Raw genomic sequence first — 26,395 nt, 5'->3', positions numbered from 1 at the left:
GATGGCCGTCAAGGATTGGCTGGGACCGATGAGAGGTCCCTTTCTGCTGCTCACACCCGCCTGCATGGCCCTCGCCATCGTCTTGGCCTGGCTGTCGACTGACCACGCTGGTAGCACCTGGGGCTGGCACGCCCTGCTGGCCCTGGTCGGTGCGCTGAGTGCCCATGTCAGCGTCAATGCCCTCAACGAGTATGTCGACTTCCGCAGCGGCCTGGATCAGCAAACCCAGCGCACGCCCTTCAGCGGAGGCAGCGGTACCCTGCCCGCCCAGCCGGCTCTGGCCAGTACCGCCTTGTGGACAGGGCTGATCAGCCTGAGCGTGACAGGTGCCATCGGCGTGTTCTTTCTGGCAAGCTGGCCTGGGTCAGCCATCGAGCTCGCCCCCCTGGGGCTCCTCGGTCTGCTGCTGATCGTGGCTTATACGCCCTGGGTCACACGCCGCCCCTGGGTCTGCCTGATCGCACCGGGGCTCGGTTTTGGCCCACTGATGATCGCAGGCACCCAGCTCGCACTCAATGGGCACGCCAGCCCGATGGCCTGGCTCGCTTCGCTCGTGCCCTTTTTCCTGGTCAACAACCTGCTGCTGCTCAACCAGTTTCCCGACGTGGAGGCCGACCGCGCTGTTGGGCGACTCACCCTGCCGATCATGCTGGGCAAGCGTGCGAGCGCCCGGGTGTTGGCGCTGCAATGGGTGGCGGCCTACCTTGGGCTGGTGGTCATGGTCTTGCTGGGCTCCGTGCCGCCTGGCGCGGCACTGGGCTTGTTAAGCCTGCCCCTGGCCTGGGCCAGTTGGCAAGGCGTGCGCCGCCACATGGATGACATCCCCGCACTGCTGCCCGCCATGGGCATGAATGTCGGCGTCTGCCTGCTCACGCCCGTGCTGATGGCCGTGGGTCTGACCTGGGTGGCCCGCTGACTCATAGATGGACAGCGTCCCGTCCGGGTGCTCGATCAACGCCGTGAGGCTTTCCACCCAGTCGCCATCGTTGCAATACAGGATGCCGTCGATGGTGCGCATCTCGGCATGGTGGATGTGGCCACAGACCACCCCCTGCACCCCGCGGCGGCGCGCTTCGCGGGCCAGTGCCTGCTCGAATTCGCTCACATAGGACACCGCCCGCTTCACCTTCATCTTCAGGTAGCGCGACAGGGACCAGTAAGGCAGCCCCATGCGGGCCCGCACCGAATTCAACCAGCTGTTGACCTTGAGGGTGAATTCATAGAGGTTGTCACCCACATAGGCGAGCCAGCGGGCGCACTGGATCACACCATCGTAGAGGTCGCCATGGGTCACCCACAGACGCCGACCATCTGCCGTGGTGTGGATCCATTCATGGGCCACTTCAATGCCGCCAAAGGTGTGATCCAGGTACTTGCGGGCAAACTCGTCATGGTTGCCCGGAATGAAGATGACCCGAGTGCCCTTGCGCGCCTTGCGCAGCAGTTTCTGGATGACGTCGTTGTGGGCCTGCGGCCAGTACCAGTGGCGCCGCAACTGCCAGCCATCGATCACATCGCCAACCAGATACAGGGTCTCGCATTCGACATCCCGCAAAAAGTCGAGCAAGGCTCCGGCCTTGCACCCTGGCGTGCCCAGGTGGACGTCGGAGATCCAGACCGTGCGCACGGTCAGGCCGTGGCCCTCGGGCACGGGGTCGGAATCAGGTGATGCGGCCTCCGACTCACCAGGAGTCTGCAGGGCGGCGCGCAGCAGGACAGCGGAGGGGAGATCGGGTCGCATGACCGCCATGGTGGTGGCCGATCATGACAATGACGCGACGCGTTCATGACGCCGCGTTGACGCCGCGTACCGTCTCAGTCGAAACTGGTTTCGCCCGGCTTGTTGACAGGCAGGCCCGCAGCGGCCCAGGCATCGAAGCCACCAGCCATCGACTTGACGTCCGTGTAGCCCAGACTCTGCAAGGACTGCGCAGCCAGGGCCGCACGCCCACTGGTCTTGCAATACAGCATCAAGGGCACATCGGCCGACTGACACCCTGGCTGGTTGGGCAACATGAATTCCAGCATGCCCCGCGGCAGGTTGACCGCGCCAGGCAGGTGCCCTGCCTGGTATTCATGCGGCTCACGCACGTCGATCAGCAAGGTGGACGACCCCAGCAGACCACGCGCCTGCTCGGGCGAAATCTCGGTGATCGTGGCTTTGGCCGCCACCACCAGATCATGTGCAGTTTTCAACATGAGCGACATCTCCTTCAGCGGAAATCATTCAGGCGCGACGAGCATACATCTGCTCGATCTCGGCAGCGAAACGCTTTTCCAGCGCCGGCCGCTTGAGCTTGAGCGTCGGGGTCATCAACCCGGCATCGATGGTCCACGCATCGCGCGTCAGCCAGACCTTCTTGGGCGTGGCGTAGTGCGGGAAGTTGCGAACCCGGTGGGTGATGCGAGCCAGGGCCCAGTTCAGGGTGATCTCACTGGTCAGCGCATCGGGGGCCTGCACGTCGATGCCTGCCTGTGGCGCCTCACGGTGGAAGGTCTTCTCGTCGATCACAGCCAGGATGGACAGGAAGGGCCGCTGCTCACCTACCACCAACACCTGGCTGAACAGCGAGTCGGCCATGATGGCCAGTTCCAGATCCGAAGGCGAGATCTTTTCACCGGTCGAGGTGACGATGATGTCCTTGATGCGGCCGGTGATGTAGATGCGGCCTTCATCATTGATGCGGGCCTGGTCACCGGTATGCAGCCAGCGGTCTTCGGTCAGCACCCGCTGGGTGTCGGCTTGCCGGTTCCAGTACCCCAGCATCACATTGGGGCCCTGCACCATCAACTCGTCGTTGTCACCCAGACGCACCTTCACCCCGGGCAAGGCCTTGCCGACCGAGGAGGGGTCGTTGTCGTCGGGTGTGTTGTAGCAGACGATGGGAGAGGTTTCCGTCATGCCATAGCCTTGCAGGACGTTGATGCCCACGCCCAGGAAGAAACGCGCCACGTTGTCACCCAGGGGGGCACCGCCGGCCACAGCTGCCCGCAGGCGGCCGCCGAAAATTTCGCGCACCTTGCGCGCCACCAGGGGCTCGAGCACCAGCCAGGCCAAGCGATCGAGCAGACCGGCCGCCCGCTTGTGCTGCCCTGCCGTGAACAGATTCCAGCCCACCCGCTCGACGGCGTGGATCATGGCCAGGCTCAAGGCGCCGCTGTTGTGGGCGGCTTCACGCACCTTGGCATAGATGCGCTCATAGATGCGGGGCACGGAAACCAGCACGGTCGGCTTGACGATGTGCAGGTCTTCCTGCAGCAACGCGACCGAGCGGGCATAGGCCACGCAAGCCCCTGCGGCGATGGGCAGGTAATAGCCCACCGTCCGCTCGAAGGTATGTGACAGCGGCAGGAAGGACAGCAGCACGTCGTCCGTCTTGACCTCGAAGCCCTCCAGCACCGCCATCAGGTTGCTCACCACATTGCTGTGCGACAGCATCACCCCCTTGGGGTGGCCGGTGGTACCGGAGGTATAGACGATGGCCGCCAGTGCGTCCGGGTCGATCGCCGGCTGGCGCAAGCCGGCTGACTGCGCCGCCGACACGTCGCCAGCCTTCAACCAGTCTTCCAGTTGCACCAGTTGCGCTGAACTGCCCGCGGGCAAGGCCCCCGCCACCACGACCTTCTGCAGATCCGGCATGGCTTCGCCGGTGGCCGCGATCGCGTTCCATGTATCGATGTGGTCCAGCAGCAGCACGGCCGAGGCGCTGTCCTGCAGGATGTAGGCGATGCTGCCGGGGTTGTTCACCGAGTGCAGGGGCACGGGCACCATGCCCAGCGACAGCGCGGCCAGGTCCATGCAGACATGATCGATGCCATTGGGCACCAGGATGGCTACCCGGGCACCGGCCTGCAGGCCTTGCGCGACCAGCGCGCGCCGCCAACGCGCCACCAGCTCGCCGGTCTGGCGCCAGGTCAGGCTGCGCCAGCTGCCGCTGGCTTCATCAAACTGTCTGTAGGCTTCGCCGTTGGGCGTCAGCACAATGCGACGGTCGAACAGGTCTGGCAGGGTCTGCACCCCGGACATCTGCGCCAGCGCGGGCAACAGGGTCTTGCGCACGCCGGCGGCTTGCGTGTCGGTCATGGAATATCGTCTCCTCAGTGTCAGGTGCATGGGTGCCACCTGACGGCATTAGTAGAAACGATAACTCTTTTAAGGCTCGATATACGCGTCCGACGATCAGATCGTCGAATTACAGACACAGACCAGTCAAAACCTCACGGAGTTCAGGCTGCAGCCGGTTGACCGATGGCGCTGTTGGCCAGCCTGTCGATCTCGTCGGTGATGCGTGACAGCTCGCCGGCCACCACGGCAAACTCGGGACCACCGGACACGCTGCGTGCGGCGATCACCCGGGCATTGAAGGCCACGATGCGGGCCTCCCGCGATATGCCCACAATCTGCCCGAGCAGGTTGGCCGAGTGCCGTTTGAGCTCCGACGCATGGGCGCGCGCCTCTTGCTCGTAGACCTGGGTGATGTCGTTGAGCAAAACCAGCATGGGGGTGGCCAGCTCTTCGAGTTGCGCCACCGAAGCGGCGTCGGCCCCACCACCCGCACGAGCGTCTTTCAGGGCGGCATCCGCCTGCGCCATGAAGGCGCGGATGCGCTCATCCGCCTTGGACGGACCGAAATACGCCTGCCGGATGGATTCACAGAACAGGCCAGGCAGATCCTTGCCACCTTGCACCAGCAACAGATGAGCGGACTTGAACTGTTGCAAGGCCTGCTCGGCCTCGCTCAGGGCCTGCGCCCGACCCAGCGCCGCACGCAGGGTCTTGAGCACAATCCGCTGCGACAGCATGCGCTGACGCCCAGCCACATTGATCAGTGTCGAAAATACGTCTGCAGACACCATGGGGCCCTCCTCTTCGTCTAGCCGTGTGCCGCACCAAAGTGGCACCTCACTGAACGCAAGGCAAACCTCGTGCCGGATGGCACTCCAACGTTGTGACAAAAGTCCGATTTCAGTGTGCCGGATGCCACCCGTCCGCATTCACCAGGCGATCACAGGGTGGGCGCGATGCGTATGGGATCGGGCGATACCGACGAGGGCTGCTGGAACGGGTTGCCCTGAATCAGGACGATGGCCGCGGTCGGCGCTGCCGCCAAGGCGAACAGCACCACCCCCACCAGCGCAGCACGCGGTTGCTCCACATGGACCACGGCAATCGACAGCAGCGTCAGAAAGCCCAGAAAGGCCATGCCCAGCCATTTGAGCGGGTTCACATGGGTCTGGCTAAGGCTGATGCGCAGGTCCCGCTGATCCCGGATCTGACTGGCCTTGCTCAGCATCAGGGCCTGCACATTGCTGCCCGCCAGGTCGGCCATCTCCCGTCTGGCCAGCAGTGTCAGCAAGGCATCGGCCCGCAGGGACACTTCGCGACTGACCTCCCTTCGCGCCAGCAGGGCCCACTCCTGTGCCGCTGCGTCGGCATAGGAAGCCAGGGCCGCCTGAACCTCATCCCGTTGCGGGGCGGGCAATTGCCGGGACAACACGCGCAAGCTGTGCAAGGCATCCGCCTCCACGTAGACAGCCGAGATGGCGCGGTCATGCGCACTCCAGGTGTCGTTGGCCAGGAAGGCCAGGGTCAGCCCAAACACCACGCCGATGATGTTGATGAAAGGCGGCGCCACCCCTCTGAGGGAGCGAACCTGACCGGCAAACGATGGCCGGTGCAACACCCAGTGCACCGCCCACACGGCCAACAGCGTGCCGGCCACCACCAGGGCTGCGTAGGCGTAATGGTCATACGCAGGCAGTTCATGGGGCGACGTCATGCTGCGTCTCCGTCAGACACCGGCTCGAACCGAACGGCCAGCTCACCCAGCTCACCAAACGCCATGCGCAGATCACGCCGGGCGGGCACGGGCCACGAGCCGGCATACGACCCGGTGATCACGGCTTGCCCGGCACGCAGCGCGATGCCTCGGGCACGCAGGTAGTTGACCAGCCAGTAGAGCGGCTGACGCGGCCAGGCAGCAGGATGCCGGCCCTCATAGGTCGCCAGCACCTCCCCCTCGGCCCGAACGGTGATCGCCATCGCCGAGGTCGAGCGGGCCACGTCGTTGTCGACGGCTGGCCCGATGAGCAGCCCCAGATTGACCAGGCCATCGGCCAGCTTTTCAGGAAAGCGCAAGGCCGAAGGCTCGGCAAAGCGCTGCTCGATCAGCTCCAGCGCCAGGTGTGTCCGGGCAATGGCCGCATCGATCTCGTCATCGGCATAAGGCTGCTCGCGCGGCGGCAGATCCTGCCCCAGCACAAAGGCCAGCTCTGGTTCAACCTTGACCTGCCCATGCCGTGTACGCACCGGGCAGACCACATCGCGACCACACATCTCGGACCAGATGGGCGCCAGCACCACCTTCTCGCCATCGGGCAGACCGCATTTCCAGGCGCCGACACGGTGACCGAACAAGCCGGCCACCTGATCCTGTATCCGCAAGGCATCCTGTACATCGACCGGGCGACAGGATTCAGGCAGACGATCACCGACGGAGCCCGCGCGGCGACGCTCATAGAGGATGCCGGCAGCTTCGGCTATCTGGATGTCATTCAGAGGCACAACGGGTCTCCCGCTTCATGGATTTGTCACGACAGGTGGGCGACATTCTCGTTGGAAAGATCTGAAAAATTTTTCTGTGGGGCTGTCAACCGCCGTATTGGGCAGCCCGTTGAGTACACAAGCCCACCCGATTAACCAGGGCTCGCTAACAGGCTCAAGCCATTGAGCCCTACCAATTGGAGATTGAAATGAAGAAACTGCTGATCGCTTCCATCCTGACCGCTTTCGGTGCTGCCGCTTTCGCTCAAGCCCCTGCTGCTGCTCCTGCTGAAGCTGCTTCTGCTGCCGCTCCTGCCAAGCACGCTGCCAAGAAGGTTGTGAAGAAGGCCCATCACAAGGCTGTGAAGAAGGCTGCTGCCGCTTCTGCTGCTGCTCCTGCTGCTTCCAAGTAAGCACGGTGGCCTCGGTGCTCGATGGGCACCGATCTGACACAAAAAGGCCAGCTCACGCTGGCCTTTTTGTTTGAGAAACGGCCTGTCAGTTGGCGCACTGCACGGGTACCGCACCCAGAACGTCCGTCAGGACCTGAGGCGCTATTTCCACCAGATAACCTCGCCGCCCACCATTGATGAGGATGGCAGGCACCGCCAGGATGCTGGACTCCACATACACCCGCATGGCCTTGCGCGTGCCAAAAGGCGACGTGCCGCCCACCATGTAGCCACTGTGCCGCTGGGCCACGTCCGGCTTGCACGGCTCCACATGTTTCACCCCCATGGCACGAGCCAGGTTCTTGGTGCTCACCTGGCAATCGCCATGCATCAGGATGATGAGCGGCTCAGCCTTGTCATCCTGCATGACCAGGGTCTTGACCACATCGTGTTCCGGCCAACCCAGTTGCCTGGATGACTCGGCCGTGCCGCCGTGGTCCACATAGTCGTAGACATGTTCGGTGTACCCGACCCCGTGCGCCTTGAGCCACTGGGTGGCGGGCGTTTCACTGACGTGCTTGTCCTTCTTTGCCATGGCGTGCTGTTGACCTCGACCGCCATTGTGCCTCTGCAGGGTTAGAGCTTGCCGTACGTTTCCTTCCAGCGGCTGTCCATGTGGGCCTGACAGGTGCAAGGCGCATGCATGGGGGGACGGTCCGGGCCCTGGCAGGTCGGAATGCACTCGATGAGCGCGTCCGGGTTGGGGCTGTAGAAGAACGGCACCGAATAGCGGTCACTGCCACTGACACCGTTGCGAACCCGGTGGAAGTTCGAGCGGTAGATGTCGTTGGTCCACTTCTGGATGAGGTCACCGAGGTTGACGACATAGGTGCCTTCAATGGGTGGTGCTGCCAGCCAGGTGCCATGCACATCCTGCACCTCCAACCCGCCCGACTGATCCTGCAGCAGCAAGGTCAGGCCACCCCAGTCGGTGTGTGCGCCAGCACCGATCTGGTTGAAAGCGGCATGGGCCGGATGAGGGGGGTACTTGATCAGCCGAAGATTGGCCATCGGCATCGTGAAGTAGCGGTCGAAGTGATCGGCCTCCAACTCAAGTGACAAGGCCAGCAAGCGCATGAGGTGGTGGCCCAGCCCCTTTATGGCTGCGTGGTACGCGAGCATCTGTGTGCGAAAGCCTGGCAACGAAGCTGGCCACTGGTTGTGGCCAAAGCCGCGGATGCTGGCCATCGCAAACGGATGGTCTGCAAGCAGCTCCTCACCACAGTAGAAGCTTTCCTTCAGGTCGGGCGGGGAGTCGGCATCCAGCGCCTGGCCGGCCATGGGCTCATAGCCTGATCGCGTCGGCGACTGGTAGAGGTGAATGGCCATGCGCTCGGCCAGCGGCAACTCGAAAAAACGCTTCGACCAGGCAAACTGATCCTGGATCAGCTGATCGGGCACACCATGTCCGCAGACATAGAGGAACCCGGTATCGAGCGCCGCCTTGCGGATCTCGGCGACCGCTTTCTGGCACGCCTGAACGTCACCTGTATGGGTGGCGCTCAGGTCGATCACCGGAATCTGGTCCGGCTTGGATGGAGGGATGTACAGCACCATGATGTGGCTTTCGTGAAGCGGTCGCTCAGCGGAGGCGGCGTTCTTTTTGCGCGGGCAGGAAGCTGTTGGTGTAGAGCAGCTTGGGGTCTGGGCGGCTGCTCAGGCCAAAGGCCTCGACGATGTCATCCACCTGCTCTGCAAACTGAGCGTCATCGACTGCACCGAGGCCGTGGGCCTTGGTGGCCGGCGTGACGATGGCGGGCAGCATCTCCTTGAGGCGGTCGATTTCGGTCGCCTCGTTGACCATGCCGTCACGCTCTTTCAGCGCCCTGACCGACTCTGCGGGGTTGGCAATGGCTTCCTTGAGGGCCTTGTTGATGGCGCGCACCATGCCGGCAACCGCCTTGGGGTTGTGCTCGATCAGGCTGCGCGAGGCCAGCACGGCATTGCCATACAGCTTCACCCCATAATCGGCGTAGTGCATGCGGACCACTTCATTGGCGGGCACGCCGCGCGTGGTGAACTCCGGCGTGGAGTTGATGAAGCCTGTGGTGGCCTGCGCCGTGCCGTTGATGGCCAGCGTGGCGCGCAAGGCCGGGTCGGCGCTGACCCACTTCACGCTGTCAACGGGAATGCCAACCGCCTTGGCCAGCACCGGCCAGGTCTTGCGCGCCGAATCGAAGGTGGCGCCGGCAATCGTCTTGCCAACCAGGTCCTTGGGCGTGCGGATGCCGTTCTTGCTGAGGGTGTAGATGGCAAACGGCGCACGGTCATAGACCATGTAGACCGACTGCGGCACCTGGCTGGCAGGGGCCCGGGTCGAGAATTCGATCAGGGTGTTCATGTCGCCGAAACCCATGTCATACGCACCCGATGCGAGCCGCTGGATGGTGCCGCTCGAACCCGCGCCGGCGTCGATCGTGACATCCAGACCTTCCTGCGCGAAGTAGCCCTTTTGCTTGGCCAGCACGAATACCGACTGCGGGCCTTCAAAACGCCAGTCGAGCGTGAAACGGATCTTCGTCAATTCGGCGGCCGAGGCCGACAGGGAAGCCAGCGCTACGGCGGCCAGGACAGGGAGCTTGTTCAACAACTTCATGGTGTTTCTCCAACAACAGATCAATCAGGCTGGCCCGACTTCACGATGGTCGACAGGGCGTCGTCCAGCAACTCGGCCAACAGGTGCGGGGCGGCCACGTGCGGGGCATGCCCGGTGGCCATGGACAGGCGGTGCGCGCCGGGACACAAGGTCTGCATGTGTCGTTGCACCGGCAAAATCACCGAGCGGTCATACAGGGCCTCGACATAGATGCGGGGAATGCGGCCGAAGCGCTCGGGCGTCAGGGTGGCGACCAGCGCACGCCCCGCTTCCGGCTGGGGCACCAGGCGATGTGATGCGGGCTCCGCCACCTCGGGCGGGCAGTCGTGCAGGAAGATGTCCTGCGCGGCTTCCGGCGGCACCCAGCTCAGGTCGCGCGCCGGAGACCACTGGAGGTAGGGGCCGATGCCGGCGGCCGCCGGATGCAGAGGCAACACGGCCTGCACCACCTCGCCGAAACCCACCCCGCTGGGCAGCATCATCCCGGCCAGATAGACCACGGCCTGTACGCGCTCGGGACGCGCCTCGGCAGTCTGCGATGCCACCACGCCCCCGCCGCTGTGCCCGACGAGGACCACCGGGCCATCCTGGGCGTCGATCCAGTCGGTCAGGCAGCGTACATAGCTGTCGAGGTTGACCTGATCAGCTGGTGTGTCGTCATGCCCATTGCCGGGCAGATCGACCGCATGGGTGGGCCAGCCCTTTTGCTGCATTTCCTGCTGGAATGCATCCCATACCCAGGCGCCTTGCCAGGCTCCATGGATCAACAACAAGGTCGGACGATTGGTTTGAACAGACATCGGCAAGTGGACTCATCAACAACTTCGATGAACCCAATGTAGCGATGCTCAGTGATGCTGAATAGCAGAGAATTTGGCTATGCCTGATCTCAAAAAGGCATCACCCTAGCGACCAGGTGACACCCCGCGCTCGCGCCGACGCAACTCGGCTTCGACCGTACGGATAAAGGCATCCAGTGCCGGTGGCAGGGTGCGCCCCGCCCGCACATAGGCGCCCAGGTTGCTCGACGCCAACTGGCGATCTGACAGCAGGCGGTGACACAGCCGGCCATCTTCCAGCTCGCGCTCGAGCCCAATGCAGGTCTGGAAGGCAATGCCCAGGTTGCGCTCGGCCAGGCGCTTGGCCAGCTCGATCGAGTTGGTGGTGGTGAAGACCTCGAACTGATCGCGGTAGCGCTGCAACAGCGGTTGCATCAGGTGATACAGCGACAGCTCCGGCTCGGACAGGATCAGCCTGAAGGGCAGGCACTCCTTGAAGGCCAGTGGTCCGTCACCCGCGAGGGGGTGATCCGGCGCCACCACCGCACCAATGCCGAATCGTCCCATGGCCAGGCACTGCAGTTGCGGGTCTGCGGGCAGCGAATAGCCCAGGGCCACATCGGCGTCACCCGATGTGACGGACGCGGTCATGGAGCTCGACCCCATGGTCCGGGTCTCGACATGCACACCTGGGTAGCGTTCGTGCATGTGCGCCAGCACATCGGGCAGGAGATCGGATGTGACCCCTTCGACGGCCACGACACTCACCTCGCCACGGCGTACGCCTCGGAGGGCTTCCAGCTCGCCTTCAACCCGCCGGGCATCCTGCAGGACGGCAATCACATGGCGCGCCACGATTTCACCGGCTGCAGTCAGACGCATGCCATTGGGCAGGCGCTCGAACAGCGGGGTACCCAGCTCGTCTTCGAGCTCCAGCAGCTGCCGGTTCACGGCAGATGAAGCCACATGCAGCTGTCTGGCGGCCTCTCGCACCGATCCGCAACGGCGGATCATGTCGAAATACAGCATCGACCGGGCGTGCAGACGCAACATGATGACGCGGGTCAGTAGTGGGGCGGGAGTTCGTCGCGCAGGCTGTGGAAGACCGGCGTGGCCTCATTCGGAGCCTGCATGCGCAGCGCCTTGACCTCGCGTACCAGCAGGTCGATCTGCTGACGCTGCTCGACCACGATGGTGTTGAGCTCGTCGACGAGGTCCTCCATGAAGCCGACCTTGATCTCCAGCTCGGTCAGGCGCTTGTCCGTGTCACTCGTGTGTTCCATGCACGTATTGGATCGCAACTTGTGGCAAACGGGGTGTACAGAACGTGAAAACACCCTCAAGATCGGCATTTTCTTCGCCGATATACGCGAATGCCGCAGGAAAACCCGCATCAGGAGCCCCGACGCACACGCCGAGATCACTGGGTCGTGCGCATGAACCGCCGTAACCGGTCGGGTTCATTCGTGCTGCTGGCCGTGGCAGTTGGTGCGCACCTGCTGGATCACCAGGCGACGGTGGCCGAATGGGCCTTTCTGGTGTTCAACTTCCTGATCTACCCGCAACTCGCCTACTGGCGGGCACACCGGGCCGCTGATCAGATGACGACCGAGCTCGACAACCTCATCGTCGATTCGGCCTTCTTTGGCATCTGGCTGGCCCATTTGCATTTCCCGGTGTGGATCACCTTCACGATGGCGATCAGCACCACGATCAACCTGACGGTGTTCCGCGGACGGTTGGGTACCGGTCAGGCCTTTCTCGGCCTGGGGCTGGGCATTCTGCTCATGACCCCGTTTTCCGGCTTGTCATTGGCCCCGGAAACGAATGCACTGACCACCGGCTTGTGCGTGACAGGGCTGACCTTGTACCTGCTGACGGTGGGCGAAGGCGCCTATGGTCGCGCCATCAAGTTGCACGAGGCACAGGAAAAGCAGCGCGAAAGCGAACACGCCCTGGCCTCGGCCAATGGCGCATTGCAGCAGCAACTCAGCGAGATCAAGCTGCTGCAGGATCAGTTGCGTCAGCAAGCCAACCACGATGCCCTCACCGGCCTGTACAACCGCCACTACCTGAGCGCCACGATGGAGCGCGAACTGGCGCGCTGTCGTCGCGAAGGCCTGCCTGTGAGCGTCCTGCTGATCGACATCGACCACTTCAAACAGGTCAATGACCGCCATGGCCACCAGGCAGGTGACGAGGCCTTGCGGCAGCTGGCGAACATGCTGCGCGCCCATGCCCGGGCTGCCGACATCGTCTGCCGTTATGGCGGGGAAGAGTTCCTGCTGGTGCTGCCTGGCATGGCCAAGGAGACGGCATGTGAGCGTGCCGAAGCCTACCGCGCCGAATTCGCCCGCACCACGCTGTCGCATGGCGCTACGCCGATCCGCTGCACCTTGTCGATCGGTGTGAGTGTGGTGCCCGAACATGGCGCCACCCCCGAAGAAGTGATCGCCCAGGCCGACGAGGCCCTGTACCGCGCCAAGGCACAGGGGCGAGACCAGGTGATGGTGGCCGAAGCCGTGCACGAGGCCGCCTGACGGATCTTTGCGGTTTCTTTACATGGCTGTTGCAAAGCAGGCGTATGGTCCTCCATGTGTTCCACATTCGATGACAAGGCTGAACATGCGCCTGAAACACATCGCACTGGCCGCCATCGCCACGTCTTTGCTCGTCCTGGGCCTGCAGGCCCAAGCACAGGAGCGTCGTCCCGGCGGCGGCCCTCGCCCGGGTGGCGCGCCCGCCCCCAACTGGCGCTTTGACGACCGCTTTCACCATGACCGCTATTACCCGGCCCCAGGCGGTTATGTCGGTGTGCTGCCTGGCGGCAGCGTCAGCATCGGTTTCGGGGCGGACAACTTCTTTTTCAATGCCGGTGTCTGGTTCAGACCGGCAGGCGGCCGTTTCCTGATCGTGACCCCGCCCATCGGCATCGTGATCCCCATCCTGCCGCCCGGCTATGTGACCCTGATGATTGGCGGCCTGCCTTATTACTATGCCAATGGCGTCTACTACAACGCCGTCCCGCAAGGCTATGCCGTGGTGAACGCGCCCACGCAGGTGCCTGAGACCGCCACCCCGGTCAACACGGCACCCGCCAGCAGCACACCGCCAGAGCCCATCATCTACCCACGCAACGGGCAGACCGCGACCCAGACCCAGGCAGACCGCCAGGAATGCAACCGCTGGGCGACCGGTCAGCCCAAGGCCAGCGACCCCACCGTGTTTGTGCGTGCCGTGACCGCTTGCATGGAAGCACGCGGCTACACCGTACGCTGATCAGGCCACGCGGAGACCGTGCTGGAGATAAGCCAGCACGGCCCGTTTCATTTCGCGCAGCAGCGCGATGCGGTCCAGCCCTGCCCCCTGTGTCAGCAAAGACTGGGTGATCCAGCCATACGAGATGGCGTGCACCATGCGCGCCTGTTCGGCCACCTGCTCGTCTGTGCCTGCATCCGACGCGGCCGCCAGGGCCTGCTGCCACAAGGTGACGAACTGGTCGTAGTGCTTGCGATAGGCCTGAGGGGTTGAGACCGTGCGCTCGACCATGAACAGCGCCGCCCAGGCCTGCACATCATTCATCACTTGCGCGACCTGCTGGTCCAGCAAGGCCGCAACCAGTTCGCCCGATGAACGCCCCTGCAGTGCAGCGATGCCCGTCTGCAGCGTCTGTGCGAGCGCCTTCACCCGCAGATGGATGGTGAGGGCCGCCAGGGCCTGCTTGTTGCCCACATATTCATAGAACGTACCGATGCCGACACCGGCCACGGCGGCGACTTCCCGCACGGTCACGCCGTCATAGCCTTTCTCGATCAAAACCCGAACAAAGGCTTCCTGCAGCGCGTCAGAGCTGGCCTTGGCACGCGACTGACGCGGTTTTCTCCGAGTGGCGGCCAGCGCCCCCTCCGGGGAATCCCGCAGTGGTTTCGAAACCCGAACACGTGCCGTGGCCATTTTTCCTAGACTCTCCTGAACGACTGAACCTGACCGATGGAGACAACCGTGACCTGGCAAACGCATGAGATCACCAACCAGTTCAACGAGCTGACAGACTACAACCTCTTTGCCACCGATGTGCCCTTGCAGGAGGCCCTGGAGCGTGCCGGCGCAGGGGCTTACACCGCGCAACTGAGCCAGTATGGCGAAGCCCTGGGCCGCACCGAAACCTACGCTCTGGCCGAACAGGCCAACCGCTACACACCGGAGTTCAAGCCTTTTGACCAACGTGGTCGCCGTCTCGATCAGGTCGATTTTCACCCGTCCTGGCACCAACTGATGGCGATGTACCGCGGTGAAGGTCTGATCTCCATGCCGTTTCGCGATCAACAAAAGGGTCGCTGGGCCGCCACCTCGGCAGGCTTTTACATGCATGGTCAGGTCGAAGCAGGCACCATGTGCCCGGCCACGATGACCCAGGCGGCCATCCCCCTGCTGGAGCGTGAACCCACCCTGTGGCCCCTGCTGAAAGACAAGCTGCTGGCGAACGCCTACGACGCCCGCGACCTGCCCATCGCGCAAAAGCGCTCGGTGTGGATCGGCATGGGCATGACGGAAAAACAGGGTGGCTCCGATGTGCGCGCCAACACCACCCAGGCCACGCCGGTCGGGACCGGTGGCCGCGGTGCCGAATACCTGCTCAAGGGCCACAAGTGGTTCTTCTCCGCCCCCATGTGCGATGCCCATCTGGTGGTGGCCAAGACCGCTGATGGGGCCCCCTCGTGCTTTTTTGTGCCGCGCTGGCGTTTCGATGGCAGCAAGAACCCGGTGCAGGTGCAACGCCTCAAAGGCAAGGTCGGCAACCGCAGCAATTCCAGCAGCGAAGTTGAATTCCAGGATGCCGTGGGCTATCTGATGGGCGAAGAAGGCCGCGGCATTCCCACCATCATCGAGATGGCAGGCTACACCCGACTGAACTGCGTGCTCGGCAGCGCAGGCATCCTGCGCCAAGGCCTGGTGCAGGCCATCGCGTACACCCGCCAGCGCCATGCTTTCGGGAACGTGCTGGTCGAGCAACCCATGATGCGGGCGGTGCTGACCGACATGGCGCTCGAGTCGGAAGCCGCCACGGTGCTGGCCCTGCGCCTGGCCGAAGCCTACGAAAACGAACACCAGCCAGGCGAGCGCGCGTGGAAGCGCATCATGACGCCAGCTGCGAAGTTCTGGATCTGCAAGCGCGCCGTCGAACTCAGCGGTGAAATGATGGAAACCTTCGGCGGCAACGGCTATGTCGACGATGGCATCATGGCACGCCTCTACCGCGAAGCCCCGGTCAACTCGATCTGGGAAGGCTCCGGCAACGTGATGTGCCTGGATGTGATGCGCGCCATCGGCCGCGATCCGCAATCGGCGATGGCCTTGCTCGAACAGCTCACGGTGGATGCCGGTGACGACCAGCGCCTGCGGGCCGAACTGCGCGGACTGCAGGGCCTGCTCGCCACAGCGCCAGAGCATCTGGAAGCGCTTGGCCGCCGCTTCACCGAACGCTTGGTGCTCGTGGCCCAGGGCTGCCTGCTGCGCCGCTTCGCGCCTCACGCCGTGGCTGACGCCTTCATCGCCACCCGCCTGGACGCCCACTGGGGTCACGTGGTCGGGACGCTCGATACACGAGGCATCGACGTCAAGACCATTCTGGAGCGCGCCTTCCCTTCATGAGCTTCACACATGACTGTATACTTATACAGTCATGGAGCCCACTCTGCCCATCCCCATCACCCCCAAGCGCACGCACCTGTCGCGCTTGATGAAGTTGTGGCGTTCGGCAGGCTGGCCCAGCCGCGATGCGGTTGAAATCGATCTGCTGGCGGCCGGTTGGGTCAGGCCCGTCATCAACGAGGCCGGCCATGAAACACTGCAACTGACCGACAGCGGCATCGCCTTGCTGGCTGGCTCGCGCCAGGGCCAGCAACGCAGCCTCAGCGCCCACGACCAGCTCTCGCTGCGCATGGCCACCCAGTTGATGGCCCATGGCCGCATCGTGTGGCTGGAGTTGCCTTTGCGGGCCTTGGTGGCCGACCAGCAACAGGCTGCTGCGCCGGTTCAGCCGACTGACACCACGCTGTGGGGCGATGCCCAACCGGATATCGCAGAGGCCGGCAACACCCTGGCCGCACGTGCCCGCTCCGTGTGGCGCATGGCGCGGCCCGATGTCTTTTCCGTGCGCCACACCTCGGTCGAGTCCTATCTGCACCCCATGGTCCACGAGATCAAGGTGAGCCGTGCCGACCTGCAATCCGACCTGCGCCACGAGGCCAAACGTGAGGCCTATCAATGGCTGTGCAGCGAGGTCTATTACGTCTTTCCGGAAGGCATAGCCGAGCCGGACGAGATTCCTGCAGCCTACGGCGTCTGGCTGCTCAAAGGCCAGGGCGAAGAGCGTCGGCTGGAGATGGTGAGACCGGCGCGGCACACCGCCTGTACCCTGCCCTTTGATGTGTGGATGGCACTGGCACGCGCCACCCCACTCGAACTGGAGCGCGAGGCCCTGCAGGCCGATCTGGGGGGCGTGCCCGGCGGGCCTCCACTGCCTGCCACCGATTCCGATGGCGACGCCCACACCCCTGGCTGAGCCGGTCGGCTACACCGTCGCCGTGCGGGCGCTGTGCGAGTTCACGGCCCGCACGGGCGATCTGGACCTGCGCTTCACCCCGGCCCCCACAGCGCAAGAGGGCATCGAAGGCCACCAACTGGTCGCGGGCCGACGCGGCGCAGGCTATCTGGCCGAGTTGCCCCTGTCGGGCCGACACGGTTTGCTGACGGTTCGCGGGCGCGCCGATGGCTACGACCCGGCCCGCCAGCGTCTGGAAGAGATCAAGACCTTCAAGGGTGATCTGCAACGTCAGCCAGCCAACCACCGGGCCCTGCACTGGGCCCAGTTGCGGGTCTATGGGGCCCTGCTGTGTGCCGAGCGGGGCTTGTCCTCAGTCGAGCTGGCACTGGTGTACTTCGACATCGGCTCGCAACAGGAAACCGTGCTGGTCGAACGCCACGATGCCGCCGACCTGCAGGCCTTTTTCGAAGCACAGTGTGAACACTTCATGGCCTGGGCCCAGCAGGAGCGCAACCATCGCCAGGCCCGTGATGCTGCACTGCAGGCCATGCGCTTTCCCCATGCCGATTTCCGCGCCGGCCAGCGCCAGCTCTCCGAGGCGGTCTACAAGGCCGCCGTTCAACAACGCGTGCTGCTGGCCCAGGCGCCCACCGGCATCGGCAAGACAGTGGGCACCTTGTTTCCCCTGCTCAAGGCCTGCCCGGGGCAAGGCATCGACAAGGTGTTCTTCCTCTCGGCCAAGTCTTCCGGACGGGCCCTGGCGCTGGAAGCGCTCGACACCATTGCCCCGGCGCCGTCCGCCCTACCGCTGCGGGTGCTGGAACTGGTCGCGCGGGACAAGGCTTGCGTGCACCTAGACAAGGCCTGCCATGGTGAGTCCTGCCCGCTGGCGCAAGGCTTCTACGATCGCCTGCCCGCCGCCCGTGCCTCTGCGCTGGAACTGGTGAGCACGCAAGGGCTGCATCTGGACCACGCGACCGTGCAGCAATGGGCTGCCGCGCATCAACTCTGCCCGTACTACCTGAGCCAGGAACTCGCCAAATGGGCCGACGTGGTCATTGGCGACTACAACTACTACTTCGACGTGAGCGCCCTGCTCCATGGTCTGACCCAGCTCCATGAGTGGCGGGTCGGGGTGCTGGTCGACGAGGCACACAACCTGGTCGAGCGCGGGCGCAAGATGTACTCGGCTGAATTGAGCCAGCTCGACCTGCTGGGTGCCCGCCACGATAGCCCGTCGGCGCTCCGGTCCGCCATGGACCGCCTGCATCGCGCCTGGCTGGCCCTCACACGCGAGCAGATCAAGCCTTATTGCGCCCTGGATCAACTGCCCGAACGCTGGTTTGCCGAACTGCAAAAAGCCGTGGCTGCCATCGGCGGCTACTTCACCGACCACCCGACCGAGTCCTGGCCAGCACTGCAAGGCTTCTATATGGACGCGCTGCACTTCGTGCGCATGGCAGAATCGTTCGACCAGCACAGCCTGTTCGACATCAGCCTCACGGCCGCGCCCCCCGGGCAGCCGCGCCCGCCGGCAGGCCACCCTGTGCGTGCGCAATGTGCTGCCAGCGCCTTTTCTGAAGCCACGACTGGAAGCTGCACACACCGTCACCCTGTTTTCTGCCACCTTGCAACCGGCCAGCTATGTCCAGTCTCTGCTGGGCCTGCCTGAGCGCACCGTGGTGATCGATGTCGATTCCCCTTTTCACGCCAGCCAGCTGCATGTGCACGTGGCCCGAGACATCTCGACCCGCTATGCCGACCGTGCGGCCTCCATGCCAGCCATCGTCGAACGCATGGCACAGCAGTTCGCTACACGCCCCGGCAATTACCTGGCCTTTTCAGCAGCCACGATTACCTGCAGGACGTGGCCAGGCTGTTCGAGCAAGGTCATCCCGACATCCCGGTATGGAAGCAATCGCGCGGCATGAGCGAGTCCGACCAGCAGACCTTTCTCTCACGCTTCTCGGCCGAAGGGCAAGGCATTGGCTTTGCGGTACTGGGTGGGTCCTTCTCGGAAGGGGTTGACCTGCCGGGCCGGCGCCTCATCGGGGCCTTCGTCGCCACGCTGGGCCTGCCGCAGGTGAATGCCGTCAACGACATGCTGAAAACCCGGCTCGACCAGCTGCTGGGGCAAGGCTACAACCACACCTACCTGTACCCAGGCCTGCAGAAGGTGGTGCAGGCCGCAGGCCGCGTGATCCGCACCACCACCGACGAGGGTGTGCTGCACCTGCTCGACGACCGTTACCAGCGACGCGACATCCGCGCGCTGCTGCCGCGCTGGTGGGCACTAGACTGACGCCCTGCCTTGACCGTCGCGCCACTTTCCATGCCTCAGATCCTGACCCTGACCATGAACCCCGCCCTGGACATCTCGACCTCGGTCGAGCGTCTGGTGCCCATGCACAAGCTGCGCTGTGCGGCAGCCCAGGAGCACCCGGGCGGCGGCGGTATCAACGTGGCGCGCGTGCTGCACCGGCTGGGCAGCGATGTCTGTGCCTTGTTCCCCTCAGGTGGTGTCACTGGCGAAGCGCTGTGCCAGCTGCTGCAACAAGAGGGGGTACCGTTCCATGCGCAGCCCATCGCCGGCGACACCCGCGAGAGCTTTGTGGTCCACGAAAACGCCAGCCAGCAAGAGTTTCGCTTCGTGCTGCCTGGCCCCACCCTGAGCGAGGCGGAATGGCAGGGCAGCTTGAGCCACATCCGGCATCAATCGGCGGGGGCGCAGGTGCTGGTGGTCAGTGGCAGCCTGCCACCTGGTGTCCCCGATGATTTCCTCGTTCGACTGGCCACCCTGGCCGCACAACAGCAGCTGCGCCTGGTGCTCGACAGCTCGGGCATCCCGCTGGCCAGGCTGATGGCGTCCACCGATGTACCCGGCGCCTGGCTGATCAAACCGAGTCTGCGTGAACTGAGTGAATTGGCGGGCCGTCCGCTGGACACGGAGGCCGACCAGCTGGCCGCCTGCCGCAAGCTCATCGAGTCTGGCCGTGTGCAGATGGTCGCCCTCTCGCTGGGTGGCGACGGGGCGATGCTGGTCACGGCCCGGCAAGCCTGGCGTGCAGCCGCCCTCACGGTGCCGGTCGCCAGCACGGTCGGCGCTGGTGACAGCTTCCTGGCTGGTTTGCTGTGGTCATTGAGCAGCCAACCCGCACAGACCGAGCAGGCGTTCCGCTATGCCATGGCGGCTGGTGCAGCCGCTTTGCTGACACCCGGTACAGCCCTGTGCCAGCCAGCAGATGTCGAGCGCCTGGTCAATCAGGTTCAACTGCAGCCCTGCTGACGCGTCAGCGGGCACTGACGGGCGCTTCAGGCGTGTGCCTGACGGGCCACCACCACCACTTCGATCTTCCAGCGCGGGTCGGCCAGAGCGGCTTGCACTGTGGCACGGGGCGGCGTCTGCCCGGCCACCACCCAGCTGTCCCACACGGCGTTCATGGCGCTGATGTCCTGGATGTCGGCCAGGTAGATCTGCACGCTCAACAGATGCGCCTTGCTGCTGCCGCATTCGGCCAGCAGGCGATCGATGTGGCCCAGCACTTCGCGGGTCTGCGCCTCGATGTCGCCATCCGGGTTCACATCGGCTACCTGGCCGGCCAGGTAGACCGTGCCATTGGCCACGGCAGCCTCACTCAGGCGCGCGCCTACATGCAGTCGTCGAATCACAAGTTGTCCTTTCAGTTGGAAATGGTTTGACACTGCGGCAGCGGTGCCCGCAGCCAGGCGCGGCCAATCACGGCTTGCAGCGCCAGCGCCAGCAAGCCGTTGACCAGCAGGGCCTCACGTACACCCCAGGCACTCACCGTGATGCCGGTGATCAAAGAACCCAGTGCCATGCCACCACGCATGGCCAGCATGAACAGGCTCACCGTCTGGCCTCGGATGCGGGCCGGCGCGGCAGATTGCAGCATGGCATTGGCTGACGCATTGCTGGCCGTCATGCAAACGCCCCCGGCTGCCAGCAGCACAGGCAGCATCAGCGCCCAGCCATTGAGGGACGCCGCCATCACGACCACCGCGAAGCCTACGGCCATCCAGGCAGCCAGGCCACGGCGATCACGCAGCGGATCAATGCCCAGCAGAGCCAGGCCACCCAGCAGTCCGCCCAGTCCAAAGGCGCCAATGGACAGACTGAAGTGGCTCACGCCGGAGCGGAACACCTCCTTGACCAGCACCGGGCAGAAGGTGATCAGCGGGGTACACAAGGTGGCCGTGGTCAACACCGTGACCAGCGCGCCGCGCAGGGCCGGCTCGCGCACCACCTCCCGCACGCTGCCCCACAGTGCCTTGTAGTCGACCCCGATGTCGGCCGACTGTCCGGGCAAGGTCTTGGGCAAAACCCACAAGGCCACCGCGATGAAAGGCACATAGGACGCCGCACTCACCGCAAAGGCACCGGCTGCCCCCACACTGCCCATCAACAGGCCAGCCACGGCCGGGCCGAGGATGCGCGACAGGTTGAACTGCGTGGAATTGAGGGCGATGCCGGTGGGAATCTGGTCGCGCCGCACGATGCTCGGCACGATGGACTGGAATGACGGCATGGACAGCGCGTCCGTGACGCCCACGACCAGGGAGGTGGCAATCACGATCCAGGGGCTGGCCGCATCGGTCAGGATCAGCACCACCAGCAGGATCGGGCAGACCATCTGTATGGTCTGAAACAGCGCAATCACCCGACGGCGGTCGCTGCGGTCTGCCAGATGCCCCCCGACCAAGGTGAGCAGCAAGGCCGGCGCCCCCATGGCAAAGGAATCCACGCCCAGCAGGAAGGGCGAGGCACCCAGCGTCAGCATCAGCCAGGGCTGGGCCACCTGCTGGGCCCAGGTGCCGATATTGGCCAGCAGCGTGGCAAACCAGTAGGTGCCAAAGCGGCGGGTGGCCAGCAACTGCAGGGATTGACGGAAGGCGTTCTCGCTCATGGGGGACGGGACATGACCCGCCCGACTTTAACTGACCTGAGCAGGAACCGGCTTGCGCCACAGCGGTGGTGCGGCCGACACGAAGGCACCGGCAGACACCAGAGCCAAGCCCATCATCAGCCACGGTGTCAGTGGCTCATCAAGCAGCGGCACCGCAGCCAGCCCCACCAGGACCGGCACCAGCGCCACCAGCGAGCCCGTGCGCTCCACCCCCAGGATGGACACCGCGCGCAGGAACAGCAGCATGGCAACAATGGTGGGCCCGATACCCTGGAACAAGCCCTGCAACACCAGCATGGAGGTGGGCACCGCGTGCAACTGCTTGGGCAGCCACAACAGGTAGACCGGCAGATAAAGCACGGCCGAACCCACCGCCACGAAGCGGGTCAGCAACCAGGGTGTATAGCCCCAGCGCCGCACCAGCACGGTGTAAATGGCCCATGACAAGGAAGCCAGCAACAACAAGGCATCGCCCATCAGCGCATGCCCGGACCAGGCCCCTGGCAGGTTCATCGTCGAGTGGAACAGGCTGCCCACACCCAGACAGATCGCACCGACCCCCAGCATCTGCTGGGCACCCGGACGGGCGCCGGTCAGCAGCCAGCCCACGGCCATGATCAGGAAGGGCTGCATGCCCGACAACAGGATGCCGCCATGTGCCGCAGGCGCATAACGGAAAGCGGTGTAGACGAACAGGCCATACACCACGCCACCCAGCATGGCCAGCAGCCACAACCGGCGGTCACGCCAGACCTCGGCAGACAGGCCCTTCATGAAAGGCAGCAGCAGCAAGGATGCCGTGGCCAGACGCAGCGCCAGCACGTCGTAACCGGTCAGCCCGGACTTGCCGCCCAGGCGCGAGATCAGCACAAAGCTACTCCAGATCGAAACCGTTCCTGCGGCGGCCAGATAGCCCCAGAACAGGCGGCGCTGATTCATGTCATTTCTCCAAGTGCGGCAGACCATGCAAGGGCCTGCTGCAATTCAACACGGGCTGGCGAGCCCCCCAGGCATTGCAGCACCACATGATCTGAATGCGGCACATGGTGCTGCTGGCCCGAGGCCAGAAAGTAGTCGTCGGACACGCCGGTCTGCGTCAACCAGATGCGCCCCGCCAGCACGACCACCACGGTGTCGCGGATGTTACGCAAGGAGCAGACGCCTCCTGGCTGTAGGGACAATGCGTGGGGGGTATCGGGTTTCATGCCCCCACGGTATGTCGCACCTGCGCGGCCCACCAGCCACAGACGATATCCGATCCCGGTGTGACAGCCCGGTACACGAGCCGGCTGTGCCGGTCGGAATGCACGCCATCTGTACTGGTCAAAACACAGATCAACCATACAGAATGCTTGCATGAACATGGCTGCCGACACCCTGTACCTGCGCATTGCCGAATCCATGGCCGGCCAGATCCGCTCTGGCACGCTCAGCCGCGGCGAGCGCATCCCGTCCGTGCGCACGCTGGCCGTGCAGCATGGTGTGTCCCAATCCACCGTGGTCCAGGCCTACCGCACGCTGGAAGACGCCCGCCTGATCGAAGCCCGCCCCCGCTCGGGCTATTTCGTGGCCAGCCGCCCGGCCAGCCTGCCGGAACCCAACCCCTCTGCACCGCCGGCCGACTCGCTGCCGGTAGGCGTCAGCGAACTGGCCGCACGGGTCATGAGCCTGGCCAATGCACCGGGCTATACCTCGTTCGGAGCGGCCTGCCCATCTGCCGACCTGTTTGCCCAAGAGCGCGTGCGGCGGGCCGTCAGCCGGGCCGCCCAACGCCACCGCCTCAGCCTGTGCCAGTACCCTATCGGGCCAGGTGACGAGTCACTGCGCAAGGCCATTGCGCGACACGCCCTGCGCATGGGCTGCCACCTCGACGCCCGCGACATCATCGTCACCAACAGCTGCCTGGAGGCCATCACCCTGTGTCTGCGCGCCGTCACCCGGCCGGGCGATGTCGTGGCACTGGAGTCCCCTACCTACTTCGGCTTTCTGGAGATCCTCGAGAGTCTGGGCCTGCGGGCGCTCGAGATACCGACCCACCCGCGCACCGGCTTGTCGCTCGAAGCCCTGCAACTGGCACTCGACACCCAACCCGTGAAGGCCTTGCTGGCCGTCCCCACCTTGTCGAACCCGCTGGGCTCGTCCATGCCGCTGGCCGAACGGCGGCGGCTGGCCCAGATGCTGGCCCGCCACGGCATCCCGCTCATCGAGGACGTGCTCTACAACGACCTGTGCGAAGAAGATGACAAGCGCCGTGCCGTGCGGTCTTTCGACACCGATGGGCTGGTGATGGTCTGCGGCTCGTTCAGCAAGACGATTGCCCCTGGGCTGCGCATTGGCTGGGTGGATGCCGGCCGATGGGGTGACAAGCTCAGACGCCTGAAGGCCAGCACCAGTGGCAGCCAGGCGGTGGTGCTGGAGCGAGCCATGGCCGACCTGCTGACCCAGCCCGGCATCGAAGCCGGCTACCGCCACCTGCGCAGCGTCGTCGGGGCCCGCGTCGATGAAGCACGCGGGCTGATCTCCGAACACTTCCCCAAAGGCTCACGGGTCACCGATCCGGCCGGGGGCTTCATCCTCTGGGTCGAGCTGCCTGACACGGTCGACTCACTCGACCTCTTCAACGCCTGCCTGAAAGAGCGCATCTGCATTGCACCGGGTCGCATGTTCAGCGCCACCGACCGTTTCCGGCACTGCGTGCGACTGGGCGTCGGCGGGCGCTGGGGCGAGGCCGAGCGCCAGGCCCTGGCAAGGGTGGGGCAACTGGCGGTCGGTCTGTCGCGTACGCGCACGTCACCCGCGTGAAGCCAGGCTGGTAGAGTCAGGTCGTTGTTGCTCTCTTTGACTTGATTCCATCATGGCCCGCATCCAGTTCAGCCTGCCCGACCGTTTTGCCTTTTCGACGGACGTTCAGATCTACATCAGCCACGTGAACCAGGGCGGCCACCTGGACAACGCCCTGCTGCTCACCCTGGTGTCCGAAGCACGCGTGCGCTTCTTCCGCTGGCTCGGCTACAGCGGCGAGTTCGACATCGAGGGGCTGTCCATCGTCGTGGCGGACATGATGGCGCAGTACAAGTCAGAAGGCTTCTACGGCGAAACCATCCAGATCGACATGGTGCCGGACGACTTCAACAAGTACGGCTTCGACCTGGTGTTCCGCCTCTCGGAAAAAACCTCGGGCCGCGAGGTTGCACGCGGCAAGAGCGGCGTGGTGTTTGTCTCGGGCACGCCGAAAAAAGCCACGCCCATGCCGGCGGGCTTCCTGGCAAACCTCAAGGCGCACGGGGTCGACACCCCGGTCACACCGGCATAAGCCGCGCCAGGCTTACTGGCTCTGCCCCGGGGGCATGCCCCCGCCACAGCCACCCGAACTGTTGCCGCCCTGAGGGGGCGGCGGCGGTGCATCGCCACGACTGCCGCCTTGCTGGCCATCCGGACGCGCTGGCGCACAGGACAGTCGCGACTGACCACCCGGCCCCTTGCGACAGGTGCCACTCATCGTGCCGCGCTGGCTGCTCACCGTGCAGGCAGCCCCTTCGCTCAGACTGGCACAGGCCGTGTAAGCCTCGGGTGGCGGCTCAGGCGGACGACCGCAGGACGTGCCTGACGACGAAGACGCATTGCTGCCAGTGCCAGCAGCCATGGCAGACCACGTGGCGCCAACGGACAGCGCCAGCACGGCGCCCAGACGAATGAGGGTGAGTGGGTGCTTCATGCCGCCATTGTCGGAATGCACCTGCCGGCCGGCCACGCGCGAAACGCATCTTTACCGGCCAGCAACCGAGCCCGCGAGCTTCCGCCTCACAGGCTGCGCAGGTCCACACAGGGCTCGCGCCCAAAAGCATCCGAACACACATACGCCAGCAGCTGAGCCGCCACATCCTGTGGCGCGCTCAGGTCGCCGTCGTGCTTGAGCGCATCAAAGCGCGCCCGGTTGGGAAAGCGGTCCACATCGGTCGCACGGATCTCGGCCTGCATGGCGGTGTCCACCACACCCGGCGCCACGCTGGCCACGCGCAAACCGGCAACGCCGTCGCGCTGAACTGCACGGGCATGCAGGTCCAGGGCGGCCTTGGTCGCACCATAAATGCTCCAGCCCGGATAAGGACTGCGCCCTGCACCACTCGATATGTGTACCAGCCGACGGTCCGGCACCGCTGCGGTCACCGCCACGAAGGCATCCGCCAGCATGAAGGGGGTGGCCACGTTCAAGGACACCGCGCGGGCAATGGCCAGGCTACCCTGTCGGGCGCCGGGTGCACCCATGGGCTGCAAGGTACCCGCGTTGTTGACCAGCACCACCCGCTGCGCATCGCCCACAAAGTTGGCCAGCACATCGGTCTCGTCCAGCCAGCGCGCCAGCACCGTGGTGTCGGCCAGGTCCAGCGCCACCTGCTCGAGCAGCAAGGGATAGCGATCGGACAAGGCATCATTGGGTGCGCGGGCCATGCCCAGCACACGGATGTCCTGCGCCAGACAGGCTGCAGCAAGCGCCGCACCGATGCCTCGGCTGTGTCCGGTGATGATGAAAGCGGTCTTCATGGTGACGAGC

27 protein-coding genes and 2 pseudogenes are annotated in these 26,395 nt (G+C 64.7%); 10 read left to right on the top strand and 19 right to left on the bottom strand.

Going from position 1 to position 26,395, the window contains the following annotated elements:
• Position 1 precedes the first annotated feature (1 nt).
• Positions 2-769, top strand: a pseudogene (locus tag ACE3PH_RS09355) (prenyltransferase); the annotation flags it as partial.
• Here the strand turns inward: ACE3PH_RS09355 and ACE3PH_RS09350 are convergent.
• The 6 genes from ACE3PH_RS09350 to ACE3PH_RS09325 form a co-directional block, all read right to left on the bottom strand.
• On the bottom strand, positions 764-1,741 hold the full coding sequence (locus ACE3PH_RS09350; RefSeq protein ID WP_374318190.1) for a UDP-2,3-diacylglucosamine diphosphatase: 978 nt from the start codon (positions 1,739-1,741) through the stop codon (positions 764-766). The pseudogene ACE3PH_RS09355 and the gene ACE3PH_RS09350 sit on opposite strands and share 6 nt — an antisense overlap.
• A 74-nt stretch (positions 1,742-1,815) precedes the next feature.
• Positions 1,816-2,199, bottom strand: coding sequence for a rhodanese-like domain-containing protein (locus ACE3PH_RS09345; RefSeq protein WP_374318188.1), 384 nt, complete (start codon positions 2,197-2,199; stop codon positions 1,816-1,818).
• Positions 2,200-2,227: 28 nt separating this feature from the next.
• A complete protein-coding gene (locus ACE3PH_RS09340; RefSeq protein ID WP_374318186.1) occupies positions 2,228-4,084 on the bottom strand; it encodes a long-chain fatty acid--CoA ligase in 1,857 nt (618 codons plus the stop codon).
• Positions 4,085-4,227: 143 nt separating this feature from the next.
• On the bottom strand, positions 4,228-4,857 hold the full coding sequence (locus ACE3PH_RS09335) for a type IV pili methyl-accepting chemotaxis transducer N-terminal domain-containing protein (RefSeq protein WP_374318184.1): 630 nt from the start codon (positions 4,855-4,857) through the stop codon (positions 4,228-4,230).
• A gap of 149 nt (positions 4,858-5,006) precedes the next feature.
• Entirely contained in the window at positions 5,007-5,780 is a 774-nt protein-coding gene (locus ACE3PH_RS09330; protein WP_374318182.1) for a hypothetical protein, read from the bottom strand.
• Positions 5,777-6,565, bottom strand: a complete 789-nt coding sequence (locus tag ACE3PH_RS09325) for a fumarylacetoacetate hydrolase family protein (protein ID WP_374318180.1) — start codon at positions 6,563-6,565, stop codon at positions 5,777-5,779. The genes ACE3PH_RS09330 and ACE3PH_RS09325 overlap by 4 nt, the downstream gene beginning before the upstream one ends.
• A gap of 188 nt (positions 6,566-6,753) precedes the next feature.
• Here ACE3PH_RS09325 and ACE3PH_RS09320 point away from each other — a divergent pair, with 188 nt between their 5' ends.
• The gene (locus tag ACE3PH_RS09320) at positions 6,754-6,957 is read left to right on the top strand and encodes a hypothetical protein (protein ID WP_374318178.1); all 204 of its coding nucleotides are present in this window, start codon (positions 6,754-6,756) and stop codon (positions 6,955-6,957) included.
• Between the two features lie 85 nt (positions 6,958-7,042).
• Here the strand turns inward: ACE3PH_RS09320 and ACE3PH_RS09315 are convergent, their stop codons facing one another.
• The 6 genes from ACE3PH_RS09315 to ACE3PH_RS09290 all read right to left on the bottom strand — a co-directional run bounded on the left by ACE3PH_RS09315 (position 7,043) and on the right by ACE3PH_RS09290 (position 11,654).
• Positions 7,043-7,531: an aminoacyl-tRNA deacylase gene (locus tag ACE3PH_RS09315; RefSeq protein WP_374318176.1), complete on the bottom strand. Its 489-nt coding sequence runs from the start codon at positions 7,529-7,531 to the stop codon at positions 7,043-7,045.
• 41 nt (positions 7,532-7,572) lie between these two features.
• Entirely contained in the window at positions 7,573-8,553 is a 981-nt protein-coding gene (locus tag ACE3PH_RS09310; RefSeq protein WP_374318174.1) for an isopenicillin N synthase family dioxygenase, read from the bottom strand.
• A 25-nt stretch (positions 8,554-8,578) separates the two neighbouring features.
• Entirely contained in the window at positions 8,579-9,592 is a 1,014-nt protein-coding gene (locus ACE3PH_RS09305; protein WP_374318172.1) for an ABC transporter substrate-binding protein, read from the bottom strand.
• A 20-nt stretch (positions 9,593-9,612) separates the two neighbouring features.
• Positions 9,613-10,392: an alpha/beta hydrolase gene (locus ACE3PH_RS09300; RefSeq protein ID WP_374318169.1), complete on the bottom strand. Its 780-nt coding sequence runs from the start codon at positions 10,390-10,392 to the stop codon at positions 9,613-9,615.
• Positions 10,393-10,497: 105 nt separating this feature from the next.
• A complete protein-coding gene (locus tag ACE3PH_RS09295; protein WP_374318167.1) occupies positions 10,498-11,424 on the bottom strand; it encodes a LysR family transcriptional regulator in 927 nt (308 codons plus the stop codon).
• An 11-nt stretch (positions 11,425-11,435) separates the two neighbouring features.
• Positions 11,436-11,654, bottom strand: a complete 219-nt coding sequence (locus ACE3PH_RS09290; RefSeq protein ID WP_374318165.1) for a SlyX family protein — start codon at positions 11,652-11,654, stop codon at positions 11,436-11,438.
• 153 nt (positions 11,655-11,807) lie between these two features.
• Between ACE3PH_RS09290 and ACE3PH_RS09285 the strand changes: the two genes are divergently transcribed.
• Both ACE3PH_RS09285 and ACE3PH_RS09280 read left to right on the top strand, forming a co-directional pair.
• Entirely contained in the window at positions 11,808-12,911 is a 1,104-nt protein-coding gene (locus ACE3PH_RS09285) for a diguanylate cyclase (protein ID WP_374318163.1), read from the top strand.
• Between the two features lie 85 nt (positions 12,912-12,996).
• Positions 12,997-13,650 (top strand): DUF6515 family protein, encoded by a 654-nt coding sequence (locus tag ACE3PH_RS09280; protein WP_374318161.1) that lies wholly within the window; start codon positions 12,997-12,999, stop codon positions 13,648-13,650.
• On the opposite strand, the gene ACE3PH_RS09275 is transcribed toward ACE3PH_RS09280, so the two are convergent.
• On the bottom strand, positions 13,651-14,325 hold the full coding sequence (locus ACE3PH_RS09275) for a TetR/AcrR family transcriptional regulator (RefSeq protein WP_374318159.1): 675 nt from the start codon (positions 14,323-14,325) through the stop codon (positions 13,651-13,653). It abuts the gene before it with no gap.
• Between the two features lie 48 nt (positions 14,326-14,373).
• Between ACE3PH_RS09275 and ACE3PH_RS09270 the strand changes: the two genes are divergently transcribed.
• From ACE3PH_RS09270 to ACE3PH_RS09255, 4 genes and pseudogenes are all read left to right on the top strand, one after another.
• Positions 14,374-16,023 carry an isovaleryl-CoA dehydrogenase gene (locus ACE3PH_RS09270; RefSeq protein WP_374318157.1) on the top strand — a complete coding sequence of 550 codons (1,650 nt, stop codon included), beginning with the start codon at positions 14,374-14,376 and terminating at the stop codon, positions 16,021-16,023.
• 31 nt (positions 16,024-16,054) lie between these two features.
• On the top strand, positions 16,055-16,936 hold the full coding sequence (locus ACE3PH_RS09265; protein WP_374318155.1) for a hypothetical protein: 882 nt from the start codon (positions 16,055-16,057) through the stop codon (positions 16,934-16,936).
• Positions 16,911-19,220, top strand: a pseudogene (locus tag ACE3PH_RS09260) (ATP-dependent DNA helicase). Before ACE3PH_RS09265 ends, ACE3PH_RS09260 begins: the two are co-directional and overlap by 26 nt.
• Before the next feature lie 30 nt (positions 19,221-19,250).
• Positions 19,251-20,204: a 1-phosphofructokinase family hexose kinase gene (locus tag ACE3PH_RS09255; RefSeq protein ID WP_374318153.1), complete on the top strand. Its 954-nt coding sequence runs from the start codon at positions 19,251-19,253 to the stop codon at positions 20,202-20,204.
• Positions 20,205-20,230: 26 nt separating this feature from the next.
• Here the strand turns inward: ACE3PH_RS09255 and ACE3PH_RS09250 are convergent, their stop codons facing one another.
• The 4 genes from ACE3PH_RS09250 to ACE3PH_RS09235 are packed head-to-tail and all read right to left on the bottom strand — an operon-like array spanning position 20,231 to position 23,048.
• Positions 20,231-20,587, bottom strand: a complete 357-nt coding sequence (locus tag ACE3PH_RS09250; RefSeq protein ID WP_374318151.1) for a RidA family protein — start codon at positions 20,585-20,587, stop codon at positions 20,231-20,233.
• Positions 20,588-20,598: 11 nt separating this feature from the next.
• Positions 20,599-21,843: an MFS transporter gene (locus ACE3PH_RS09245; protein WP_374318149.1), complete on the bottom strand. Its 1,245-nt coding sequence runs from the start codon at positions 21,841-21,843 to the stop codon at positions 20,599-20,601.
• Positions 21,844-21,870: 27 nt separating this feature from the next.
• Positions 21,871-22,782 carry a DMT family transporter gene (locus tag ACE3PH_RS09240; protein WP_374318147.1) on the bottom strand — a complete coding sequence of 304 codons (912 nt, stop codon included), beginning with the start codon at positions 22,780-22,782 and terminating at the stop codon, positions 21,871-21,873.
• Positions 22,779-23,048: a DUF2917 domain-containing protein gene (locus ACE3PH_RS09235; RefSeq protein ID WP_374318145.1), complete on the bottom strand. Its 270-nt coding sequence runs from the start codon at positions 23,046-23,048 to the stop codon at positions 22,779-22,781. Before ACE3PH_RS09235 ends, ACE3PH_RS09240 begins: the two co-directional genes overlap by 4 nt.
• A 151-nt stretch (positions 23,049-23,199) precedes the next feature.
• Here ACE3PH_RS09235 and ACE3PH_RS09230 point away from each other — a divergent pair, with 151 nt between their 5' ends.
• Positions 23,200-24,645 (top strand): PLP-dependent aminotransferase family protein, encoded by a 1,446-nt coding sequence (locus ACE3PH_RS09230; RefSeq protein WP_374318143.1) that lies wholly within the window; start codon positions 23,200-23,202, stop codon positions 24,643-24,645.
• A gap of 52 nt (positions 24,646-24,697) precedes the next feature.
• Positions 24,698-25,156, top strand: coding sequence for an acyl-CoA thioesterase (locus ACE3PH_RS09225; protein ID WP_374318141.1), 459 nt, complete (start codon positions 24,698-24,700; stop codon positions 25,154-25,156).
• 12 nt (positions 25,157-25,168) lie between these two features.
• Here the strand turns inward: ACE3PH_RS09225 and ACE3PH_RS09220 are convergent, their stop codons facing one another.
• Entirely contained in the window at positions 25,169-25,558 is a 390-nt protein-coding gene (locus ACE3PH_RS09220; RefSeq protein ID WP_374318139.1) for a hypothetical protein, read from the bottom strand.
• Between the two features lie 86 nt (positions 25,559-25,644).
• The gene (locus tag ACE3PH_RS09215; protein WP_374318137.1) at positions 25,645-26,385 is read right to left on the bottom strand and encodes an SDR family oxidoreductase; all 741 of its coding nucleotides are present in this window, start codon (positions 26,383-26,385) and stop codon (positions 25,645-25,647) included.
• Between the last annotated feature and the right edge of the window lie 10 nt (positions 26,386-26,395).

This window comes from Aquabacterium sp. (assembly GCF_041909175.1).
Taxonomy (GTDB): Bacteria; Pseudomonadota; Gammaproteobacteria; order Burkholderiales; family Burkholderiaceae_C; genus Aquabacterium.
The sequence above is the reverse complement of the archived record's forward strand: the minus strand, read 5'-3'. Positions and strand labels throughout refer to the sequence as shown.

What these genes read in the sequence shown, in the direction of transcription:
- ACE3PH_RS09290 (WP_374318165.1), bottom strand. Translation starts at nt 11,654, where the DNA reads ATGGAACACACGAGTGACACGGACAAGCGCCTGACCGAGCTGGAGATC.
- ACE3PH_RS09240 (WP_374318147.1), bottom strand. Translation starts at nt 22,782, where the DNA reads ATGAATCAGCGCCGCCTGTTCTGGGGCTATCTGGCCGCCGCAGGAACG.
- ACE3PH_RS09275 (WP_374318159.1), bottom strand. Translation starts at nt 14,325, where the DNA reads ATGGCCACGGCACGTGTTCGGGTTTCGAAACCACTGCGGGATTCCCCG.
- ACE3PH_RS09255 (WP_374318153.1), top strand. Translation starts at nt 19,251, where the DNA reads ATGCCTCAGATCCTGACCCTGACCATGAACCCCGCCCTGGACATCTCG.
- ACE3PH_RS09215 (WP_374318137.1), bottom strand. Translation starts at nt 26,385, where the DNA reads ATGAAGACCGCTTTCATCATCACCGGACACAGCCGAGGCATCGGTGCG.
- ACE3PH_RS09265 (WP_374318155.1), top strand. Translation starts at nt 16,055, where the DNA reads ATGGAGCCCACTCTGCCCATCCCCATCACCCCCAAGCGCACGCACCTG.
- ACE3PH_RS09225 (WP_374318141.1), top strand. Translation starts at nt 24,698, where the DNA reads ATGGCCCGCATCCAGTTCAGCCTGCCCGACCGTTTTGCCTTTTCGACG.
- ACE3PH_RS09230 (WP_374318143.1), top strand. Translation starts at nt 23,200, where the DNA reads ATGAACATGGCTGCCGACACCCTGTACCTGCGCATTGCCGAATCCATG.
- ACE3PH_RS09345 (WP_374318188.1), bottom strand. Translation starts at nt 2,199, where the DNA reads ATGTTGAAAACTGCACATGATCTGGTGGTGGCGGCCAAAGCCACGATC.
- ACE3PH_RS09285 (WP_374318163.1), top strand. Translation starts at nt 11,808, where the DNA reads ATGAACCGCCGTAACCGGTCGGGTTCATTCGTGCTGCTGGCCGTGGCA.
- ACE3PH_RS09235 (WP_374318145.1), bottom strand. Translation starts at nt 23,048, where the DNA reads ATGAAACCCGATACCCCCCACGCATTGTCCCTACAGCCAGGAGGCGTC.
- ACE3PH_RS09350 (WP_374318190.1), bottom strand. Translation starts at nt 1,741, where the DNA reads ATGCGACCCGATCTCCCCTCCGCTGTCCTGCTGCGCGCCGCCCTGCAG.
- ACE3PH_RS09310 (WP_374318174.1), bottom strand. Translation starts at nt 8,553, where the DNA reads ATGGTGCTGTACATCCCTCCATCCAAGCCGGACCAGATTCCGGTGATC.
- ACE3PH_RS09330 (WP_374318182.1), bottom strand. Translation starts at nt 5,780, where the DNA reads ATGACGTCGCCCCATGAACTGCCTGCGTATGACCATTACGCCTACGCA.
- ACE3PH_RS09315 (WP_374318176.1), bottom strand. Translation starts at nt 7,531, where the DNA reads ATGGCAAAGAAGGACAAGCACGTCAGTGAAACGCCCGCCACCCAGTGG.
- ACE3PH_RS09295 (WP_374318167.1), bottom strand. Translation starts at nt 11,424, where the DNA reads ATGTTGCGTCTGCACGCCCGGTCGATGCTGTATTTCGACATGATCCGC.
- ACE3PH_RS09300 (WP_374318169.1), bottom strand. Translation starts at nt 10,392, where the DNA reads ATGTCTGTTCAAACCAATCGTCCGACCTTGTTGTTGATCCATGGAGCC.
- ACE3PH_RS09305 (WP_374318172.1), bottom strand. Translation starts at nt 9,592, where the DNA reads ATGAAGTTGTTGAACAAGCTCCCTGTCCTGGCCGCCGTAGCGCTGGCT.
- ACE3PH_RS09340 (WP_374318186.1), bottom strand. Translation starts at nt 4,084, where the DNA reads ATGACCGACACGCAAGCCGCCGGCGTGCGCAAGACCCTGTTGCCCGCG.
- ACE3PH_RS09245 (WP_374318149.1), bottom strand. Translation starts at nt 21,843, where the DNA reads ATGAGCGAGAACGCCTTCCGTCAATCCCTGCAGTTGCTGGCCACCCGC.
- ACE3PH_RS09280 (WP_374318161.1), top strand. Translation starts at nt 12,997, where the DNA reads ATGCGCCTGAAACACATCGCACTGGCCGCCATCGCCACGTCTTTGCTC.
- ACE3PH_RS09335 (WP_374318184.1), bottom strand. Translation starts at nt 4,857, where the DNA reads ATGGTGTCTGCAGACGTATTTTCGACACTGATCAATGTGGCTGGGCGT.
- ACE3PH_RS09220 (WP_374318139.1), bottom strand. Translation starts at nt 25,558, where the DNA reads ATGAAGCACCCACTCACCCTCATTCGTCTGGGCGCCGTGCTGGCGCTG.
- ACE3PH_RS09320 (WP_374318178.1), top strand. Translation starts at nt 6,754, where the DNA reads ATGAAGAAACTGCTGATCGCTTCCATCCTGACCGCTTTCGGTGCTGCC.